A 20,321-nucleotide genomic window follows, 5' to 3' on the forward strand; every position below is an offset into this window, starting at 1 on the left:
GCATTCCATTCATCTTTCGCTGCCGGTCCGGCAGCGTCATCCACTCCGGAGATCCATCATGCGAACCAGCGCCCGCAACCATTTCGCCGGCCAGGTCGGTGCCGTCAAGCCCGGTGCCGTCAACGACGAAATCACGCTTCGCACACAGGACGGCCTCGACATCGTCGCCGTGATCACCCACGGCAGCGCGGCTTCGCTGGGCCTCGCGGCCGGCACGAAGGCGTTCGCACTCGTCAAGGCGTCGTCGGTCATCGTGATGGTCGACGTCGACAGCAACAAGGTATCGGCCCGCAACTGCGTCGCGGGCACCGTATCGTCGGTCGTGAAGGGCGCGGTCAATTCGGAAGTCGTGGTCAAGGCCGCGGGCGGCGCCGAGATCGTCGCGATCGTCACCAACGACAGCGTCGCTCGTCTCGGCCTCGCAAGCGGCACGGCCGCGTCCGCGATCTTCAAGGCATCGAGCGTGATCGTCGGCGTCGAGTGATCGCGTGACGATCGCGATGGCGATCCGTTTTGCGCCGCGTATTCGCGCGGATCGTGCGGCCCGGCTGCCCTGCGGGTGCGCACGATGACGACCGAACCCGATCGCGCGAAACCGTCCTCGCATGACCAGGCGTTGCCGTCGCTGCTGCACGCGGCGGCCAACGCCGACACGCCCGACGCCCGCCTGTTCGGCGCCCTCGTTGCGGCACGTGCGTGTCGCAACGAACTCGCGCTGCTCGGCCTGTCTCGCGCGCAACTGGCCGGCCTGCTTGCCCGCCAGTTTCCGCGCCTGCCTTCCGCCGATGCCGTCGCACTCGTGTCGACGGTCGCGATCGCACTGCTGCCCTCCACCCACGCGGCATTCGTTGCGACGCTGCACACGCGGCTGATGGACGACGCGAATCCCGCCGCCTGCCGCGACGACGCCGACTGTCTCGCGTCGATCATCGCGCATGCGTGCCTGCGCCCCGACCATCTGTGGCGCGACCTCGGGCTCGACGGGCGTGACGCGGTATCGGCGATGCTCGATCGCTTTTTCCCCACGCTCGCCGCGCGCAACGTCGCTCACCTGCGCTGGAAGAAATTCCTCGCACAGGAAGTGGCCGCATCGCTCGGCGTGCCACCGGGGCCCGCACCCGGATGCCCCGGCTGCGAGGATTTCGGGTACTGCTTCCCGCAAGCGCGATAGCCGTCGCGGTAGCCTGCGCGGCCCATTCGTTTCAGCTGGAATTCTTTCCGCACCCCGAACTCGATCCGGCGACGAGCGGGTTCAGTTGCTGCTTTCGGCTCGCGGATGTCGGTACGTTCTTCGACGACGTGCTCGCGGCCGGCATTCCGGAGCAAGCAAGCGGCTGGCCGCGCGCGCACCGGCCGACACGCGAAACCTGGGGCGGCACGATCGGCGCACTGATCGACCCGGACGGTTCGCTGATCTCGTTGATCCAGACCGAAGACCAGGCTCGCACCCGCTGTCGTTGTCGCGATCGAGCGGCGATGGAAATGGGCGGGCGCGCGATTCGACGCAGGTCCCATAAACGGTCACCTTGCAATGCGCATCGCGCGTGGCGTGGCCGCCCGCCGTTCATCACGCAGTCAATGTCGATGCCGGTGATGAATGTCCGGAAAATGCGCATGGCTGTGCGTGATCGGCAGATGCACGTGCGGATGCGTGTGCGGTTCGTCACCGTCGTACGCGAAGTCGTGCGTATGCTGGTGATGTTCGTCGTGCCGATGCCGGTGCGTGTGCTCGAGCCGCTCGTGCGCATGCGTGTGTTCGTGCCGTTCGCGCACGTGCAGCCAGATGCCGAGCGCCATCAGCGCGGCGGCGATCCAGAACGTCGCCGGCGGCAGCGCGGGCCAGATCAGCAGCGACAGCACGACGCCGAACAGCGGCGCGATCGAGAAATACGCGCCGGTACGTGCGCTGCCGAGATGACGCAACGCGACGACGAACAGCACGAGGCTGATCCCGTAGCCGCCGAGCCCCGTCAGCATCGCGGCCGCCGTAACCGGAACGGCGGGCAGCGTCGCCCCGGTCGCCAGCGCGATGCCGATGTTCACGGGTCCGGCGATCAGCCCTTTCACGCACGCGATAACCATCGCGTCGTTCGCGGCGACCTTGCGGGTCAGGTTGTTGTCGATCGCCCAGCACAGGCATGCACCGACGATCAGCAGCGCGCCGACCGGCACGCCGGCCTGGCCCGGCGTCCACGACAGCAACGTGCCGCCGGCGACGATCGCGACCATCCCGAGGAACACTTGCGAGTCCACGTTCTCGCGAAACACGACCCACGCGATGACGGCCGTCAGCACGCCCTCGAGATTGAGCAGCAATGCGCTCGTCGCCGCCGGCGTGCTCGACAGCCCGAGCATCAGCAACGCCGGGCCGGCCACGCCGCCTGCTACGATCGCGCCGGCCAGCCACGGCAGGTCGGCGCGCTGCAGCGGCGCGGCGGCCGCGGCCGGCGCGCGACGGTTGTGCAGCCCGCGCACCAGGATCCCGATACCGAGCCCGACACCGCTGCCGAGATAGAACAGGCCGGCGACCATGAACGGCGACATCGCGCCGATCAGCGCCTTGGCGAGCGGTGTCGCGGCACCGAACAACGCGGCAGCGGTGAGTGCGACGAGAATCGCGGAAAGTCTCGGGTTCATGATCCGGTTTGATTTGACGTTGAAAAACGATGGGCGTGGCTTCGGGTCGTGTCGGCGCGAGCGCCCTTTACCTTTCTAAATGCAAGCTGCATCGCACTGGCCGACTTGCTCTCGGCCTGACGATCCCGGCGAGATTATCGCGCGTCATCGTGACACGATGGCCGGACGACATCGTTCACATGCCAATCGACGATCCCGATATCAATATTTTAGGAAACCGAATTATTTGATTGGAGCATTACTGCATTCAGGCATGCTTGTTATTCATACGCACACAGGAACGTCGAAGCATCGTGCAGGCAGCACACGTTGACGGGCCTGTTTCGTCCGGTCGCGTTGTTTATCTGATGCGGGATGGATGCGTGCCGGCAGTCGAGCGCCGGAGAGGCAGTCCTGACCTGCCTCGAGCGAGGCAGGTCAGTCTGTCGTGTCATGCGCCGCATGCGGCATGCATGCGGGTGAGCGCCATGCAGTCGCACGGCGGCGCGGCATGTGTTACTCGTTTCCGGCCGTTTGCTGCTCGACCTGCGGTGCGGCGTGGGTCTGCGTTTCCGTGTTCGCCGGTTGCGGCGCGACGGCCGCGGTGTCGGTTTGCGCTTCAGTGTTCGCAGGTTGCACTGCGACGGCGACGGCGGCGACCGCGGAGTCCGTCTGCGCTTCCGCTTCCGCCGGTTGCGGCGCGGCAGCGGCTTCGGCCTGCTGCTCGGCCTTCGGCGGCTGCTGCGCGCCCTTGGCCGATTGCGCCGCACCCTTGCCGGGGCGGCGTGCCTTCAGCCGGCGCGCACGCGCTGCGTCGTCATGCGTCACCCGCCCTGCTTCGTTGCCTTGCAGATCGACCCGCACTGCATCTTCAACGAGGCAGGACCAGTAGCGGTTGCCACGGCACCACGTCGACATCGCTTCGCGCAGTTCAGCTTCGTTGAGACCCACCGACTGTGCCTCGCGTGCGAGGTCGTCCCAGATACCGACCTTGAGCGGCACTTTGGGGGCCGGATTCTTCGGGAACGCGCGCGGAAACTTCCGCTGCAGTTTGCCGATCGCGACGATGACCGGATCGACCGGCGCCGACGGCTTCGCCGCAGCGGGTTTCGCGCGATGCGATGCTTTCGCGCCGGCACCCGGTTTGGCGCCGCGGGGCGGCTGGTCGCCACCGGACTTCGGCTTCGCGCCGGCGTCCGTCGGCGCTGCCGGCCGCTTCGCGTTGCGATCCTGCTTGGCCTTCGCTGCGAGCTGTGCCCGCAATTCGGCAAGTTGTTCAAAACCCATAAATTCAATCCACCAGGAATATAAGGTGTGGTTCGTGCGGCCATTCCGCGCGGCGCAACTGCTTCGCCGCCATACATGCGCCCCGTCCGCCTCCGATGCGGAACACTGCGGGGCCGCATCGCGCACGCCACTCTGTTTTCAGGCACCCGGCCACGATGCCGGACAAGGCAGGAGTGGAAGTATACCGTTACGCGCGGCAGCCGGCTGACTCGCCGGTCTGCAATTGCTCGATCCGGGGGCCCGGAAATGCGTCCGCGCGGTCGTGTTGCGCATTATATGGATACGCTCCCGGATGTCACGTCGCTCACCGCCGTCATCGAAAATCGGGCCAGTCTCGCGCGACATGATCTGTCCGGCTTCGGCGCTTGCCGACACCCGCCGTGCTGCATTCCGCCCGACAAAGGCGGAGACGATCGCGTCGCCCGAGTGCGGTGACGAACATGCCAACGATCCCGGTTCGCGAGCGACGCACCGCATGCGGCGATGGAACGGCGCAACGTCTCTGCGACACGCCCGTACGCCCATCGATTGCACCGGCACCCGGCCCCGATTCGTTGCGCCCGCATCGATCGCGTGGCGGACGAGGATGCCGGAAAATGCGTAGTATGGCCGGATCAACGTCGTCGGCAGCATACATCGACCCGCCTCGCTGCGCACCCGTTCGGCTGGCGACATCCCGCTTGCCTGCGAAAAGAACCGGTTGTATGAAACGGAGCGGATTCATGGTTCCCCAACACGACATCCTCCACGACGGCATCACGCGCGAGGAGATTCACCATCGACAGATCGACATGTGCGGCTATCGGCGCAGCGACGGCCTGTTCGAAGTGACGGCCTGTCTCGCGGATCGCAAGACAAGCGATTTCACGCCGCCGGGCGGCACACGCACGGTCGCGGCACTGTCGCCGATCCACGACCTCGGCGTGACGCTGGTCTTCGACGTCGACATGGTCGTCCGCGCCGTATCCACCTTCATCAAGTCGCACCCGTATGCGCAGTGCCCGGGCGGCGGCGACTCGCTGCAGGCGCTCGTCGGGCTGACCATCGGTGCCGGCTGGAACAGCGAGATCCGCAAGCGCCTGCCGTCCTGCGATACGTGCACCCACCTGAAGGAATTGCTCGGCCCGGTCGCCACCACGGCCTATCAGACGATGGTCGGCATCCGGCCGTCATCGCTCGACTACCGCGACAGCGAAGGTAAGCCGCTCAAGATCGACAGTTGCCATGCGTATGGCGCATCGCGCGATCTCGTGAAGCGTCTTTGGCCCGAATACCATCGGCCTTCGGCGCCGGCACAAGACAGCTAGGGACTCGGCATTCGGCCGGATCGGTGTCTGCAGGAACGTGTGAGTTGTGTGCACAACCGGCCGCAGCCCTCGTCTCGCGTCGACCGGTTGCCGCCGACGCCACACCGGACGTCAAAACACGCCCAGCGCGAGTCCTGCGGCAAGGCCCGCACCGAGTTCGGCGCAGCGCGCGAGATCATCGGTATCAATCGTCTTCGGTGCGAGGATGCGCTCCGGCGTCTGCGCGTGCGTACAGACGATCAGGCCGGGCGCCACGTTCTTCAACCGCCATCCGGTCGCGATCCGGTCGATCTGCCGCAACGCGTTCTGTCCGTCGCTTCCTGCGCAGATCATGGCCGCATACGGGCGGCCGTTCACACGATCGAGCGCCGCGTAATAACAGCGATCGAAGAAGTCCTTCATCAGCCCGGACATCGCCGCGAGATTCTCGGGCGTCGCAAACAGGTAGGCATCGGCGGCCAGCACATCGTCGGCGCTCGTCGCGTCCGCGCGCTGCAGCCTGACGTCGACGCCGGGTTGCTCGCGCGCCGCGCCGGCAGCCGCTTCGGCCATCTGCTGCGTGCCTCCGGTCATCGTGTGATAGACGATTAACAGCGTCTTCATTCGTAGTCGCTCGGGTTCGGCTTCAGGTACGGCGACGGCAGCCGGTATCTGCTGGATGGCTATTCGTCACGTGTCGAGGCGGTTCTGCGTTCACTTGTGCGGATCGGCTGGTTGGCACGCACGTCGGCTCGTCGGCGCGAAGCACGCATCGATCGTACGCATGGCTCCGGCTTCGATTCGCGCATGATCTTCCGGGGTGTACGGTCAGCCTGGCATGGCGCGTGATACGTCGCCATCGTCCGACCGCGCGTAGTACGCGAGAAACATGTCGGCAGCGGAGTGCGCAACTTTCTGCTGCTCCGGCGCCGTGAGCGGCGGCTGGCCCATCGTGATCTGCGGCCAGAATGCGAATGCCTTCACGACGCCATGCAGCTGATGCGCGGCGAACACCGGATCGGTGACCGACAGGCGACCGGCGGCCGCGGCCGCCCGCAACCAGACCGTCACGTCTTCCTCGCGCTCGCCAAGACGCTCGACCATGTCGCGGGCGCGTTCCGGTGAATGAATGGCCGCCCCGATCGCGACGCGCGCGAGCGCGAGAAATGACTCATCGCTCATCAGACGCAATTTGCGGTCCAGCAACGCGAGCAGTTGCTCGCGCAGCGGCACATCGGGGAGATAGGTCGGCGAACTGCCGGTCCGGGTCGCATCCCACAACTTGTGCAGGATCGCGGCGAACAACGTTTCCTTGCCTGGAAAGTGGTTGTAGACCGTGCGCTTCGACACGTCCGCGCGCGCGGCGATGCGATCCATGCTGGTCGCGTCGTAGCCGGCCGCGAGAAATTCCTCGATGGCCGCATCGACGATGGCTGCGCGCTTTCGATCGGTCAGCCGCTGAGGGGGGGTGCTGGTATCCATATGGAAATTTTACACCGGGCAGTTTACTTATCCTAAAAATAAACTACACTGTTTAGTGTACTTTATTCTCCGGACGAACCGACATGGCATCGCCTCTCGTTTTGATTCACCGCATTCTGGGTTTTGCGGCCGCCAGGCGCGGCCGCGCGCTGTCCGGCGGGTCGCCGCAGCACAATGGCGAGCGCTTCAGCAATGTCGCGCCGCGTCCGGTCGAAGGGTTCGGCAAGACGCTCGGGATCGCCTGGAACATGCTGATCAACAAGCCGCGCAATACCGTGCCGGCAGGCGCGCTGCCCGTCGATTCGCTGACCCGCGCGGAACTCGACGCGGCCCCCGATCGCAGCCTGTACCGACTTGGCCATTCGACGCTGCTGCTCAAGCTGCGCGGCGAATTCTGGTTGACCGATCCCGTGTTCGCCGAACGTGCATCGCCGTTTCGGCGCGTCGGCCCCAAGCGCTTCCATGCGCCGCCGATCGCGCTTGAAGATCTTCCGCCGCTGCGCGGCGTGATCCTGTCGCACGATCACTACGATCACCTCGACCGCGATACGGTGCTCGCACTCGCGGCCACCACCGACGTGTTCGTGACAACGCTGGGCGTCGGCGATCGCCTGATCGAATGGGGTATCGACGCGACCAAGGTCCGTCAGCTCGACTGGTGGCAGAGTGTCGACGTGGCCGGCCTGACGCTGACCGCGACACCCGCGCAACACTTCTCCGGGCGCAGCCTGTTCGACGGCAACAGCACGCTGTGGGCGTCGTGGGTCATCGTCGACGACGACCTGCGCGTGTTCTTCAGCGGCGACACCGGCTACTTCGACGGATTCCGGACGATTGGCGAGCGCCTCGGGCCGTTCGACGTGACGCTGATCGAAACGGGCGCATACGATGCGCAATGGCCGTACGTGCACATGCAGCCGGAAGAAACGGTGCAGGCACACATCGACTTGCGCGGACGCTGGCTGGTCCCGATCCACAACGGCACATTCGATCTCGCGATGCATCGCTGGCAGGAGCCGTTCGAGCGCGTCACGGCGCTGTCCATCGTGCGCGGCGTCGAGCTGTCGACGCCCAGGATGGGCGAGCGGCTCAATCTCGACGCACCGCATCGCGGCGAGCGGTGGTGGCGCACGGTAGACGAGCGCGTGACGACGCCGGCAACGAAACCGCGCCGCTGGCAGCTCTGCGCGTCGCAGGCGACTAAGTAACGGGTTCACCGTTCGTGGCGCACGCCTTCCGGGAGCGCGGCAATGCCGCGATTCCGGAAGAGACGTTATCGGGGCACCTGCACGTCGGCGGCGTGCCTGAAGACACGATCCCCTGAATAGAGAAGTCATGCATCCGGCACCCGTCCGAAATACACCCAGCCAACGAGACGACGGCGTCGCCACCGCCGCACGCAACCAGGCAGACTCCAGGCCGACCAGTCGCGAGAACGATCTGCGGCACACGATCGCTGAGCGCGTCGCGAAATGGACCGAAGGCGTCGACCACCTCACCACTGCCATTCCGAACCTGAGCTTCCATCGAAGGGAAGCACCGACGCAGCCGATGGACTGCATGGTCGAGCCGAGCTTCGGTCTCGTCGTTCAGGGCGCGAAGCGGATGATTCAGAGCGGCGATGCCTATATCTACGATGCCAATCGCTTCCTGATCACGTCGCTCGATTTGCCGGGTTCGACGCAGGTCATCGAGGCCAGCCGCGAAAAGCCGTATCTCGGGATCGGCCTCAAGCTGGATTTTCGCGTGATGGCCGAACTGATGGCGCAGGTCGCACCGGATCATGACGAAGCCCCTGCAGGTCGCGGCCTCGTCGTCGGTGACATGACCGAACCGCTGTACGACGCACTGAACCGGTTGCTGGCATTGCTGGACGACCCGAACGCCATTGCCGTGCTCGGACCGTACGTCGAGCGGGAAATCTACTACCGGCTGCTGACGAGCGACCAGGGTACCCGCCTGCGTCAGATCGCGTCCGTCGGCAGCCAGGGCAACCGCGTGTCGCGCGCGATCCGGTGGTTGCGGACCCACTATGACGAGTCGCTGCGAGTCGATGATCTTGCGGCGCAGGTTCAGATGAGCAGTTCGACCTTCCATCACCACTTCCGCCAGCTCACCGGCATGAGTCCGCTGCAGTATCAGAAATGGATACGGCTCAATGAGGCGCGTCGGTTGATGCTGTCGGAGCGGCTCGACGCCGCGTCAGCGTCGTTCAGGGTCGGGTATGCGAGCCCGACCCAGTTCAATCGCGAATACAGCCGGTTGTTCGGCAATTCGCCGCGGCGAGATATCGATAGCCTGCGCGGCGGGACGGACGTCGTTCTGTCGATCGCGGCAACTTATTGATTGCGGGACTGGAGCAGGGCGTTGTCACGTGACAACTCGCGTTGAAAATTGGCGTTCCGCGTCGGAGGGAGACTCGACCGGGTGTCGTGATGTACTGAAGCTGCGGCAAATCGATTGCCCTTCGGTGCCAGGCCGACAACAATACGTATTAAAAACCACGAATCACGTATCAAAACAGACAATTCGCGCCCCTTTTGTTTCGTGCGACAGTCGCAACCCGCGAGAAAGCCATGCGCCCCTATTTCCGGGGGTGATCTCATTCATTTTGCGTGAAACAACATGAAGAATATGGCGCAAGTCATTGCCAGACAAGGATTTCCGAGAATACCCCATTTCTCGAAAAATGTTTCACGATCCGACCTGTTTGTGTTGGCACGCCTCCGTCAGCGCATGCATTTGCGCCCCAATCGGGGCACGCACGCGTCAGACGTTACGGATAGATACCGAACTGCGCTGATTCGTATTGGCTCAGCATGACAAAACCACGCCCCTCCCCTGCCGACAAGGTAGGCGACGAAACAAGGTGGCGGCATCCCCTTTAAATGGGGACATATCAATCGCGCCTACGATGGGTTCTCCTGGATGCAGATCGGCAAGCGGCAGGGGCATTCATCTGGCACGGCGGTGCGAGTTGGCCGCGATAGAGTATTCAGACCGACAGATCGATTGATGTCTCGCGACCTCTTCGACATGGACGCGTCCACGACGACAAGTCGAGTACCTCATACCGATTCGCCACTCGAGTCGCCGGGTATAGCGGCCCTGTTGTCACGTGACAACCCACCAACCGATCGGCCTGGCAAACGCAGCTTGGCGGCAACCTATTGCCGGAAAATCCCTCCCAATTTAGTGCCCCCCTTCGACATCCTTTGTTTCTGTAGATCGCAACGTGCTCTGAGAGGCATAACGACTACGCCGTTGATCAGCACTCTGGGGCATTTGTCACGTGACAACTCACCCCGATGCAATGCGATTGGAGGGGGTCAAGGGCTGTACATCGGGCGTCGAAACGAAATCGCTGCAATCGAAACCGCGATCGGTTCAAGAACTCCCTGGCGACGTACGACGCCAACAGGGATCGCTTTCTGCCCACTTGTCACGTGACAACTGCATATCTCGGCGATACCCACGAAACCAATCGATCGGTGTCGCACCACCTTTGACAGCGACAAAGACATAGCCAGGCGACCAGTCTCTCCGATTCAACTTCGTCACCCACAAAAAAACATCGAGTTCTCTTCCTGTCTTTGTGCAATCGTCACGAACGCAATCCGCATTTTTATTTTTACTCGGTTACTAATTGCGAACGATTCGTTAGCCATTTGGCCCACTTGTCACGTGACAACCACATCGACTACCAAGACATACACCAAGTCGAACGCTTTTCTGGACATTTAGACAATAACTGCATATATTACGCAAAACTCCTTGGAGGAATTAAATGGCTTTCAAGATCGCCGTCAGTAATCAAAAAGGTGGGACTGGAAAGACAACCATCTCCGTCAATATCGCGGCTGCGTTCGAGGCCGGCGGCAACAAGGTCGCCTTGATCGATGCCGACCCTCAAGGCACTTCCGTCCGATGGGTCACGAGCGGCGAGAACACGCTGCCGATGACGGTCCTTTCGCTGGCCCCCGCCGGCCGCGGTATCGGTGGCGAGATCAAGAAGCAGGACGCGAACTTCGACGTGATCGTCGTCGACTGTCCCGGCAACCTCGAAGATCCCCGCATCGCGTCCGTCCTTGAAGTTGCAGACTTCTGCCTCGTGCCGTTGTCGCCGTCGCCGGCCGACCTGTACAGCACGGTCGCGATGATTCGCATGATCGAGTCGATGCGCGCCGTTCGTAACCCGAGTCTTTCTTCCGCATTGATGCTGAATAGTGTCAATGGAAAAACTAAAATGCGTGAAGAAATTTTAAAAATTCTAAGGGCTGAAGAAATAGGGGAGCATCTGCTCGACAGCCAGATCGCGCAACGCGAGGTCTACCGTCAGACGTTCGCACTCGGCACCACGATCCATCATCACAATCGATACCTGAAGGGCCTGAAAGAAGCCCGCGCGGAAATCGAAAGGCTGGTCACGGAAATGGCCCAATACATCGCGTCGACGCGCGCTACCGGAGCCGCCGCCCATGGCTAAGGACACATCGAAAGAGAAGAAACCGACCGGCAACCTGCATCTCGCGGCCGGCCTGTTGCGTGGACTCGCGCAGGAAAACGCCGCACTCGAAACGCGGCTGCCCGAACCGGCGGCCACGCCGAATCTCGCCGGCGAAGCGGCACCGGTCGTCGCCACCGCCGCGGCCGCCCCTGCCGGCACGCCGGATCTCGGCGCGCCGCAGAAGGTGCTGGTCAGGGACTGCATCCCGAACCCGTTCAACCCGCGCGTGTTCTACTCGGAGTCGAGCCTGCACGAGCTCGCACTGACGTTGAAGCGGGAAGGGCAGATCGAGCCGATCAAGGTCACGCGGCTCCCGGAGTTTCCCGGCAAGCTCGTCGTGATCGACGGGCAACGCCGGCTGCGCGCGACGAGCATCAACGGCGACGAAACCATCAACGCCACGTTCCGCACGGACCACACGCCCGAGCAACTCTATACGATCGCGTATCGGGCGAACCACGACCACGAACGCCAGACGATCTTCGATGATGCGGTTGCGTGGAAGCGCCTGCTCGACGAGAAGGTCTTTTCCGACCAGAACACGCTGGCGGAGAAGATCGGCAAGGACAAGGCATCGATCAGCAAGACGCTGTCGCTCAACGCACTGCCCAACACACTCCTGGAACGGATGGCCAACGCGAATGACGTGGTCGGCCTGCAGGCGGCGTACTTCCTGAAGCTGATCTTCGAGCGGCTCGGCGAACCGACGGCCGACCGGCTGCTTACCGCCGTGATCGACCGGAAGAAATCGGTCCGCGATCTCGAGAATTTCCTGCGTGCGCAAAGCGACGGCAACAAGAAAGCAGGACGCACGCGCTACAGCGTTCGTCACGACTTCGCGCTCGAATCGCGCGCGATCGGCCAGTTGAAAACCTACCCGGACGGGCGTCTGGATCTGCAGCTGAAGGGCGTCGACGCGTCCCACCAGGAAGCGCTCGCCGACAAGCTCAAGACCGTCATCGACGCGTACGTCGCCGAGCTGGCGGCGGACACGCCAAAGTAACGCGCCAAAAGCAGAAGGCCTCGCATCCGCGTTGCGCCGCGAAGCCGGACGTTCAGTCCGGCGCACGACGCACACTCGGCTGCGAGGCCTTGTTCAGTTGCCGGCGAGACTGCTTTTGAGCAGGAATTCCAGCAGGTCGTCCGAGGTCGGTTCGCCCCAGGTATCCAGCGCCAGCCAGCGGAAGAAGCTGGTCTGCGCGAGCTTGCTCGCCTTCTTCTTCGGCGACAGCGTCAGGTCCTTCGAGCCCGCCACCGTCTCGTTGTAGCGCTCGATCAGCTTGGTCTGGTCGTCGATCTCCAGCTCGCGGAAATACGCACCGGCTTCCTCGACCTTCGCCGCCAGATACTTGTCGCGAATCTGCTCCTGCTTGCTCTGCGAGGATTCCTTCGCCGGCGCGGCCGCCTCGGTGCCCTGCCCGTCGGCCAGCGTATAGCCGTGCGTCAGCGCCTTGCGGAAATACGCGGCCACGTTGTCGACCGGCGCCGCATTCTTCTTCGTAGTCCGATTGAGCGTATAGGCAATCGCCGCCTTGATGCGCTGCACGCCATATTGCGTGATCAGCCGGCGCGCTTCCGACCGCGGAATGCCGAACTTGGCGACCTCCTCGACCAGCGCTTCGTTCTTGACATCGCCATCCTCGACCGTATCGGCACTCTGCTTGCGCGTCACCTTGAACTGAACGGCTTCCACGCTACGGCCGGACTTGTGTTCGATCAGCTCGAGCGTGTGATCCGATACTTCGTTCACCTCCTGAATACACGGCACCAGGACCTTGCTCTTGAACAGCTTGTATTCCTTGTACGACTGCGACGCCTTGTCCTGGCCGAGAATCAGGTCGCGGAACTTCGGCAGCGGGATCTTCGCGGTGATGCCGATCCCTTCGTAGCGCACCGTGTTCTCCCACAGCGCGAGCGAGTGCGACCGCCGGAACTCGCGGGCGATTCGCATATCGATCAGCGCGTAGATTTCGGGGTTGAGCAGTTCACTGCGAATCTGGTCGGAGAAGCTGTACTTCAGCACCGATTGCTCGAGCTCCGCGCCCGCAAGCAGGCCCGACGCTTTCCAGACGGTCGAACGGTCCGCGGCCAGGTAGTCCCAGTTGACGACGGTACTGATCAGCGAGTTGACCGTGTCCTTCACGTACTTCGTGTTGTTGCTGTTCAACCCGCTCTCGTGCGAAAGCGACGCGATCGAGATCGAGAAGCTCGTCCGGCCCGGCTCGAATGCCTCCTGACGAAGCGCGTTCTTGATCAGCGAGCTGAACATCTTGCGCTGCTGCAGACCGATCTTGCCCGACTTGGGCGCGATATGAATCGCCTGGACCGCCTTGCGCAGCAAGTCGGGAGGCTCTGGTGTCTGAAACAGCGAAACCTGTTTGTCTGAGCCTTTGCTTGCGGGCTTGCGCGGCATCGTGATGTCCGGATAAGGTGACCGTGTTGGAAGCGGACTTTATACCTTTTCGCGCCGGGGGGCAACGCCCTTGCTCCTGCATCACTTGCACTTTCGCGGCTAAGCTCCAGATGCAAAAGGGAAATTTCCGATTAACCGATCTGCGCGGAGCCCCATATCCATCTACCTTTTGGCCAAAATACGTCCCACAAGCCGCTACCTTTCATGTTCGGGCACGGAAACCCGGCACGAGATTTGCCCTCGGGAAGGTACCCATCCATGGGGAGCAACCGAGCGGAATCGCGATCGTCGGCCGAATTCGTGGTGCCCTGCAGCACAGTCGCGTTTTGCTCCCATAAATTGCTACCTTCATCGATTCCCATAGGAGGGTACCTGTCGACAGGCGTCGGCTTTGCGGGTTGCGTTATTTTCGGTCTCGAAGGTAGAAATCGCTCCCATAAACGGCAACCAATCATGTTCCCCATAAAGGGTTACCTGTTTGCCGTAGCGATCCTGTCTATGGGAACCGTACACAGAGCACCATGGCGAAATGCAATCGATCGATCCCGGATGCCACCCATAAACGGATACCTTCGAGATGCCCCACAAATGGCTACCCAAAGAAATTCGCTGTGCAACCAGACACTTACGGATCGATAAAAGCGCCCCATAAAAGGCTACCTTCATGTGTTCCCATAGACGACTACCCCACGTGTTTTACGGTCGATTTCCCATAACCGGGTACGCTTGCCCCATATCCACAACCCCGATTCCCCACAACCCGGTACCCCAAACCCCAAATCCACAGACCTAAAGCCCCAGACCCTTCCACCTGTGCCCCCATAAATGGGTACCGAACAAGGCTCAAACCCTTATGGAATAAGGCTGTGAGCCGTCTAAAAGTAGTTAAAGAAGTAAACGTTGTTAACCAAAGATGTAAACACACGTGTGCGGACACAGAAAGACAAGCCCCATAAACCGCTACCAATGGGAGCCATCTGTGGTGCGCCAAGCGTCCCGATGCCGCGATTCAGGCGTGCCGAGCAATGCCCTGGCGCCTTGTTCCACCAAGGCTTCAGGCCCGACAGGGCTTCCAGAAGAGGTGAGTACCCACTCACATGAGGCGAAACGTAGAAACCTATGGGGGAAATCGGGATGAAAAAGCCCGTTTTCACTGACAGGTTCCCTTTTATGGGACCAAAAAATCAACGGCGCGGCTACCCACGTGCCGGCGATTGACCGGCAAAACCCATCCGCGACCGAAAACGCGGACACCTTCGGTTTCACCCACAGCAGTTCGAAATCATCCTGGTCTGAACGCGCGTGGTTTTTTGCACTCGTGCTTTCCCGTCCGCGGACAAGTTTTTTCCGATCGTCTGTCGACGCGCCTCGTCACATTTAGCCTGTGGACTGTGCACAGAGGAAACGGACCGAGGTTCATTTCGCCGCCCGAGGTCTTCCAACTTTTCTACCTTTGGGAGTCAACCGACGAGCAATGCTGTGCCGCCGGGTCGCGAGGAGGGGTCAGGACGGCTTCCCGGGAGCAAACATCGTGGCCTGCGCCGTCAGTACACAGCGTCGGCTCCTGGGTCGATCTCAGGCTCGTTGCGAGCCAAAGTGAAGATACCGTCAGCCACGAAGCTCACCGCACCCGAATCCGAACGACGATCCCGAATATGCTCACCTTCCAGAACGTCCGAATCCCGTAAAAGCTCACCGACGCGGCTGCCCTACAGGTATATGCAAGCTGTGCAGACCGGATCAAGCGACGGATGTCGGCCCACCGACACGATCAAATAAAAGATCTGTGGCACTTATGCGCGGTGCCTGATGTGTCGGCACGCACGGTCGCGCGGACCAACCAGTCTTGTGGCGACTTCAGCGCAGAAGCAACTTTCACAAGACGAGCATCGCTCGTCCGCGCGGTTTCCTCGGTGCATCCGTGAGGCGATGCCGATCGACCGCTTCACCTTGCGTCTGGCGTCTACCGTTTTCGTCATACATGCCACACGGCAATGTGTTTCTGCCAAGGTAACCATCGGCATCACAGTGCTGCGATAGGTCACCGGATTAATCACCGCGGCCCAGAGTGAAGTTCCTTGATCGCCAGACGAACCGAATCGTGGCCGTTTATGGGAGAAACCGACGCTTGAACCGCGTCGACTGGCAACGTGGCACACAGGTCGACTGCTGCAGCGGTGATCGCGGTCGTGTGATGACGATCACGTCGAACATGACCGTGCCGGCGACGCCACCGGTGAAATCGTCATGGGGTATCTCGCATCGCATTGCGTGACCTGTCCTCTTCTATTCACCGAAGCATGAGGTTCATCGGACGTTTCCGCTTCCCGTAACCGCACGATCCGCAAGCGCGCCGAAACGCGAGACACCGTCGCTGTCCTGCTCAGGAGACGGTCGCGCGACTCCCGCGTTTTCTCCCATACGTGTATCCCCAATTCCGTTTGCACGTTGGCGCCACATTTTTCCCGACACGGTTATGATGCACAGGTCCCGATCGCGACACGACGACCGATCGGGACAGGGGCGGTATCTCGACGGTCTTTCAATCCGTGATAAACCAGAAAAGAGAGTTCAGCGATGCGAATCCAGATCAGAAAACTCACGTTGGCTGCGACCGCAGCCGCGTTCCTGTTCGGCTCGGCAGTTCCCGCGTTTGCCCAGACCGACGCCAGCGCGCCCGCCGCACAGGACGCCAAGGCAGCGAAGAGCCAGGCACGCAAGGCGGCCAAGGCCCAACGCAAGGCAGAGCACAAGGCTGCGCGCGCGAAGAACACCGCCGAGCTGAAGAAGCTCGAGGACGCCGGTTACAAGCCGGCGGCTAACGATCCGAACTATCCGCAGAACCTGCAGAACGCAGAGAAGAAGGCGAACCCCCAGTAAGCGTCGCCCAGGCAGCAAGCCACGGTTCGATCCGCGGCTTGCGTCGTGCATCGCGGTCACGCGATGCACATCAAAAGCGAATGCCCGGCATGAACGACGACTAACACGTTCGACGAATCCGCGTTATTTGATTCGTAATCCTGCATTTCAATTTCATCGCGCGCATGACCCGCATGTCGATGCGGTCAATGCCGTCCGCCTGACACCCCTGCGTTTCCCGTCATCTTCAGCCAGTCCTTGAACGCTCGCACGGCGTCGTCATCCGCGCGGGCGGATGCCACATACGTGAAGTAGCGCCATGGCGGCAACGCCGGTTCGCTGAATGGCTGCACGAGCCGGCCTTCGGCGATGTCGTCCGCGACGAGCGCGATCGGTCCCATCGCGACGCCGAGCCCGTCGAGCGCGCCTTGCAGCGTCAGGTAGAAATGCTCGAGCGTGAGCGAGTGTCGCGGCACGAGATTCGCGTGTCCGGCCGCCGCGAGCCATTCGGGCCACATGCCCGGATAGGTTGCCGCGTGCAGCAGCGTGAAGCCGGCGAGATCGGCGGGCGTATGTAACGGCCGGCCCTCCAGCAGCTTTGGCGCACACACCGGCAGCCGCACTTCGGACAGGAATTCCTCGGCGACGTAACCGTCGATGGCCTGCGGGCCGCCGCGAACGATCAGGTCGACCTTGTCGCGGAGCTTCTCGATCGGCTCGTTCGACGTCGACAGCCGCACCTCGATGGTCGGGTGCGCGACCTGGAACGACGACAGCTTCGGCACGAGCCACCTCAACGAAAACGTCGCGGGCGCGCTGACGCGCAGCACGCGCTGCTGCGCGTGGCCGAAGTGTTGTGCGGTGGCGAGCGCGATCCGGTCGAACGATGCGCCGACCTCGGCGAGATACGCGCGGCCGGCGTCGGTCAGTTCGACGCGCCGGTTGTGGCGTTCGAACAGCGGCCGCCCAAGCCACGCCTCCAGTTGCTGCACATGCCGGCTGATCGCGCCGTGTGTCACGCACAGCTCGTCGGCGGCCAGCGTGAAGCTGCCGAGCCGCGCGGCGGCTTCGAACGCACGCAGCGAATTCAACGGGGGGAGGCGTCGGGCCATTGTGTCGTTTCGCGTGATATTTCCTCACGCGATGTCTCAGGTTTAATCGTTTGATCGGGCGATCCAGCTCCGCCAATATGGCACACAAACGGCCAGCTCGGCCGAATCAGTGTCTGAATTTCTCACATGGAGTATGGAGCATGCCGAACGTGGTGGTCGTGGGCGCCCAATGGGGCGACGAAGGCAAGGGGCGTGTCGTGGACTGGCTGGCCGCACAGGCCGATCTCGTCGCACGCTACAACGGCGGCCATAACGCGGGCCATACGCTGGTCGTCGACGGCAAGACGTACAAGCTCGCGCTGCTGCCGAGCGGCGTCGTGCGCGGCAAGCGCGGCGTGATCGGTAACGGCGTGGCGCTCGATCCGGAAGCGCTGCTCGCGGAAATCGCGCGAATGGCCGAACTCGGGCTGTCGGTGACGCCGGACAATCTGTCGATCGCAGAGAATGCGACGCTGGTGCTGCCGATTCACCGCGCGATCGACCAGGCGCAGGAGCGTCTGCGCCGCGAACCCATCGGCACCACGCTGCGCGGGATCGGGCCGGCGTACGAGGACAAGGTCGGGCGCCGCGGGCTGCGCGTCGGCGATCTCGCGGAACCCGGCCAGCTTGCCGACAAGCTCGATGTGCTCGTCGAGCACCACAACGCGTGGTTCCGTGGCCTGGGACTCGACGAGGTTTCCCGTGACGCGATGCTGGCGACGCTGGTCGACCTTGCGCCGAAGATCCTGCCGTTCGTGCGCCCGGTCTGGGCCGACCTCAACGACGCGACCGACCGCGGCGAGCGCATCCTGTTCGAGGGTTCGCAGGCCGTGATGCTGGACATCGACTGGGGCACGTACCCGTTCGTGACGTCGTCGGGCACCGTCGCATCGGCGGCGGCGGCCGGCACGGGTCTCGGCGCGTCGAAGCTCGGCCACGTGCTGGGCGTGACCAAGGCGTATGCGACGCGTGTCGGCGGCGGCCCGTTCCTCACCGAGCTGACCGACGCAACCGGCGAAACGCTGCGCGCGCGCGGGCAGGAATTCGGCGTCAACACCGGCCGGCCGCGACGCTGCGGATGGCTCGATGCCGCGCAACTGCGCCAGGCCGTCAGGATCTCCGGCATCGATTCGCTGGCGCTCACCAAGCTCGACGTGCTCGACGGTTTCGCGTCGATCGAGCTGTGCGTCGGCTACGAACTCGATGGCGCGCGGGTCGACCATCTGCCCGCGAGCCTCGATGCGCAGTCGCGTGCGAAGCCGATTTACGAACGGTTCGACGGCTGGCACGGCACCGTGAAGGGCGTGCGCGAGCGGGCGGCGCTGCCGCAGGCCGCGCAGGATTTCATTGCGCGTATCGAAGCGGTCGCGGGTGTGCCGGTATCGATGATCACGACCGGTGCGGAGCGCGACGACACGATCGTGTTGAGCAATCCGTTCGATGCGGCGGCCGCGTAACGCGCCAAACGTGACGTAAATCGCGGGTCGGCATCGTGGTCGCCGGGTAGTTTTTGCCGACCCGATGCCGTTGGCGTGTCAGCGCGTTCGATCGCATACACACCGCTTCCGGGCGTCGCACATGGCTGCTCCGCGACACGATTCGGCGTCCGGATCACGCCGCGTACGGCGAACTGGACACGCCTGCAGCGCTGCTGTACTGTTCCGCACAATTCGCGCCAGACCGGCTTTGGCCGGCGCCGCCGGCACCATGGCCGCACGGCGGCGCGACGTGATCTCAATGCCGGGGACAGGTCGATGGACACGTTACAGATGATGCGCATTTTCGTCCGGGTCGCGGAGGAGGGCAGCTTCACGAGCGCGGCTCAGCGCCTCGACATCACGACGGCCTACGCATCGCGTTCGGTCGCGCAGCTCGAGACGCATCTGCGCACGCGCCTGCTCAACCGCAGCACGCGCCGCATCGCGCTGACCGACGCCGGGCAGCGTTATCTCGACCGCTGTCAGCGCATCCTCGGCTATATCGACGAAGCGGAAGCCGAGGCGGCGGACGCACAGGTGAAGCCGTCGGGACGGCTGCACGTTCACGCGACGACGAGTTTCGGCCAGGCCTATGTCGTACCCGCGGTCGTGCGCTACCGGCAGCGCTATCCGTCGGTCGCGGTCGAGCTGACGCTGTCGCAGCATGTGCCCGACATCATCGACGAAGGCTACGACGTGTCGCTGCAGTTGAGCACGGCGGAGTTGCCCGATTCGGGGCTCGTGTCGCAGCGGCTCGGCGAGGTGCACAGCGTGTTGTGCGCGTCGCCCGCGTATCTGAAGGAGCGCGGCACGCCGCGCACGGTGCGCGAGCTCGAAGGGCATGCGTGCCTGCAGATCGTCACGCCGGTGTTCCCGCGCGATCGCTGGCATCTCGACGGCCCGGACGGCCACGAAACGTTCGACCTGCCGTTGCCGGACTTCCAGGTGAACATCGCCGATGCGCTGGGTGGCGCGCTGCGCGCCGGCCTCGGGATCGGTTCGCTGCCGATGTCGTCCGCGCTGCCCGCGCTCGCGAGCGGTGCGCTGGTGCGTGTGCTGCCCGACTACCGGTTGCAGAAGCTGACGGTCTACACGCTGTACGCGTCGCGTCAGTATCTCGATGCGAAGATCCGCACGTTCGTCGATTTCCTGCGCGAATGTGTACCCGAAATGCTGGCCGCCGACGAGGCTGCGCTGAACGCTTCCTGCCATTCCCGGGATTCCTGAGTCCGGCACTGCCGGTGTGTAGTGCACCGTTCTTCGTTCAGGCGAAGCAATTAATTTGCAATCCTTCCTTTATCG

General features: G+C 63.1%; 16 protein-coding genes and 1 pseudogene. 11 read left to right on the forward strand and 6 right to left on the reverse strand.

Features of this window, described 5'->3' with window-relative positions:
- The first annotated feature begins 58 nt into the window (after positions 1-58).
- From ACN22W_RS35915 to ACN22W_RS35925, 3 genes and pseudogenes are all read left to right on the forward strand, one after another.
- Positions 59-484 (forward strand): TOBE domain-containing protein, encoded by a 426-nt coding sequence (locus ACN22W_RS35915; protein ID WP_419689892.1) that lies wholly within the window; start codon positions 59-61, stop codon positions 482-484.
- Between the two features lie 84 nt (positions 485-568).
- Positions 569-1,171, forward strand: a complete 603-nt coding sequence (locus tag ACN22W_RS35920; RefSeq protein ID WP_419689893.1) for a nitrogen fixation protein NifQ — start codon at positions 569-571, stop codon at positions 1,169-1,171.
- 35 nt (positions 1,172-1,206) lie between these two features.
- Positions 1,207-1,428: pseudogene (locus ACN22W_RS35925) on the forward strand (bleomycin resistance protein); the annotation flags it as partial.
- A 147-nt stretch (positions 1,429-1,575) separates the two neighbouring features.
- On the opposite strand, the gene ACN22W_RS35930 reads toward ACN22W_RS35925, so the two are convergent.
- Positions 1,576-2,637 carry a DMT family transporter gene (locus ACN22W_RS35930; RefSeq protein ID WP_419689894.1) on the reverse strand — a complete coding sequence of 354 codons (1,062 nt, stop codon included), beginning with the start codon at positions 2,635-2,637 and terminating at the stop codon, positions 1,576-1,578.
- 495 nt (positions 2,638-3,132) lie between these two features.
- Complete coding sequence (locus ACN22W_RS35935; RefSeq protein ID WP_419690775.1) at positions 3,133-3,903, reverse strand: ProQ/FinO family protein; 771 nt, start codon at positions 3,901-3,903, stop codon at positions 3,133-3,135.
- 722 nt (positions 3,904-4,625) lie between these two features.
- Between ACN22W_RS35935 and ACN22W_RS35940 the strand changes: the two genes are divergently transcribed.
- The gene (locus ACN22W_RS35940; protein WP_419689895.1) at positions 4,626-5,210 is read left to right on the forward strand and encodes a DUF2889 domain-containing protein; all 585 of its coding nucleotides are present in this window, start codon (positions 4,626-4,628) and stop codon (positions 5,208-5,210) included.
- 111 nt (positions 5,211-5,321) lie between these two features.
- Here the strand turns inward: ACN22W_RS35940 and ACN22W_RS35945 are convergent, their stop codons facing one another.
- The gene (locus ACN22W_RS35945; RefSeq protein ID WP_129517573.1) at positions 5,322-5,813 is read right to left on the reverse strand and encodes a flavodoxin family protein; all 492 of its coding nucleotides are present in this window, start codon (positions 5,811-5,813) and stop codon (positions 5,322-5,324) included.
- Between the two features lie 204 nt (positions 5,814-6,017).
- Positions 6,018-6,671, reverse strand: coding sequence for a TetR/AcrR family transcriptional regulator (locus ACN22W_RS35950; protein ID WP_419689896.1), 654 nt, complete (start codon positions 6,669-6,671; stop codon positions 6,018-6,020).
- Positions 6,672-6,754: 83 nt separating this feature from the next.
- Here ACN22W_RS35950 and ACN22W_RS35955 point away from each other — a divergent pair, with 83 nt between their 5' ends.
- The 4 genes from ACN22W_RS35955 to ACN22W_RS35970 all read left to right on the forward strand — a co-directional run bounded on the left by ACN22W_RS35955 (position 6,755) and on the right by ACN22W_RS35970 (position 12,181).
- Positions 6,755-7,879: an MBL fold metallo-hydrolase gene (locus tag ACN22W_RS35955; RefSeq protein ID WP_419689897.1), complete on the forward strand. Its 1,125-nt coding sequence runs from the start codon at positions 6,755-6,757 to the stop codon at positions 7,877-7,879.
- A gap of 127 nt (positions 7,880-8,006) precedes the next feature.
- Positions 8,007-9,017: an AraC family transcriptional regulator N-terminal domain-containing protein gene (locus ACN22W_RS35960; protein ID WP_419689898.1), complete on the forward strand. Its 1,011-nt coding sequence runs from the start codon at positions 8,007-8,009 to the stop codon at positions 9,015-9,017.
- 1,441 nt (positions 9,018-10,458) lie between these two features.
- Positions 10,459-11,157 carry a ParA family protein gene (locus ACN22W_RS35965; RefSeq protein ID WP_129517569.1) on the forward strand — a complete coding sequence of 233 codons (699 nt, stop codon included), beginning with the start codon at positions 10,459-10,461 and terminating at the stop codon, positions 11,155-11,157.
- A complete protein-coding gene (locus ACN22W_RS35970) occupies positions 11,150-12,181 on the forward strand; it encodes a ParB/RepB/Spo0J family partition protein (protein ID WP_419689899.1) in 1,032 nt (343 codons plus the stop codon). The genes ACN22W_RS35965 and ACN22W_RS35970 overlap by 8 nt, the downstream gene beginning before the upstream one ends.
- 93 nt (positions 12,182-12,274) lie before the next feature.
- Here the strand turns inward: ACN22W_RS35970 and ACN22W_RS35975 are convergent, their stop codons facing one another.
- The gene (locus ACN22W_RS35975) at positions 12,275-13,591 is read right to left on the reverse strand and encodes a replication initiation protein (protein ID WP_129517567.1); all 1,317 of its coding nucleotides are present in this window, start codon (positions 13,589-13,591) and stop codon (positions 12,275-12,277) included.
- 2,577 nt (positions 13,592-16,168) lie between these two features.
- Between ACN22W_RS35975 and ACN22W_RS35980 the strand changes: the two genes are divergently transcribed.
- Positions 16,169-16,471, forward strand: coding sequence for a DUF4148 domain-containing protein (locus ACN22W_RS35980; protein WP_129517566.1), 303 nt, complete (start codon positions 16,169-16,171; stop codon positions 16,469-16,471).
- Positions 16,472-16,656: 185 nt separating this feature from the next.
- On the opposite strand, the gene gcvA is transcribed toward ACN22W_RS35980, so the two are convergent.
- Positions 16,657-17,562 carry a transcriptional regulator GcvA gene (gene gcvA, locus ACN22W_RS35985; RefSeq protein ID WP_419689900.1) on the reverse strand — a complete coding sequence of 302 codons (906 nt, stop codon included), beginning with the start codon at positions 17,560-17,562 and terminating at the stop codon, positions 16,657-16,659.
- A 140-nt stretch (positions 17,563-17,702) separates the two neighbouring features.
- On the opposite strand from gcvA, the gene ACN22W_RS35990 reads away from it, so the two are divergent.
- A complete protein-coding gene (locus ACN22W_RS35990; protein ID WP_419689901.1) occupies positions 17,703-18,998 on the forward strand; it encodes an adenylosuccinate synthase in 1,296 nt (431 codons plus the stop codon).
- Between the two features lie 297 nt (positions 18,999-19,295).
- Entirely contained in the window at positions 19,296-20,246 is a 951-nt protein-coding gene (locus tag ACN22W_RS35995; protein ID WP_193103079.1) for a LysR family transcriptional regulator, read from the forward strand.
- Positions 20,247-20,321 lie beyond the last annotated feature (75 nt).

The sequence above is a fragment of the Burkholderia theae genome (assembly GCF_048565265.1).
In the GTDB taxonomy this organism is placed as follows: Bacteria; Pseudomonadota; Gammaproteobacteria; order Burkholderiales; family Burkholderiaceae; genus Burkholderia; species Burkholderia theae.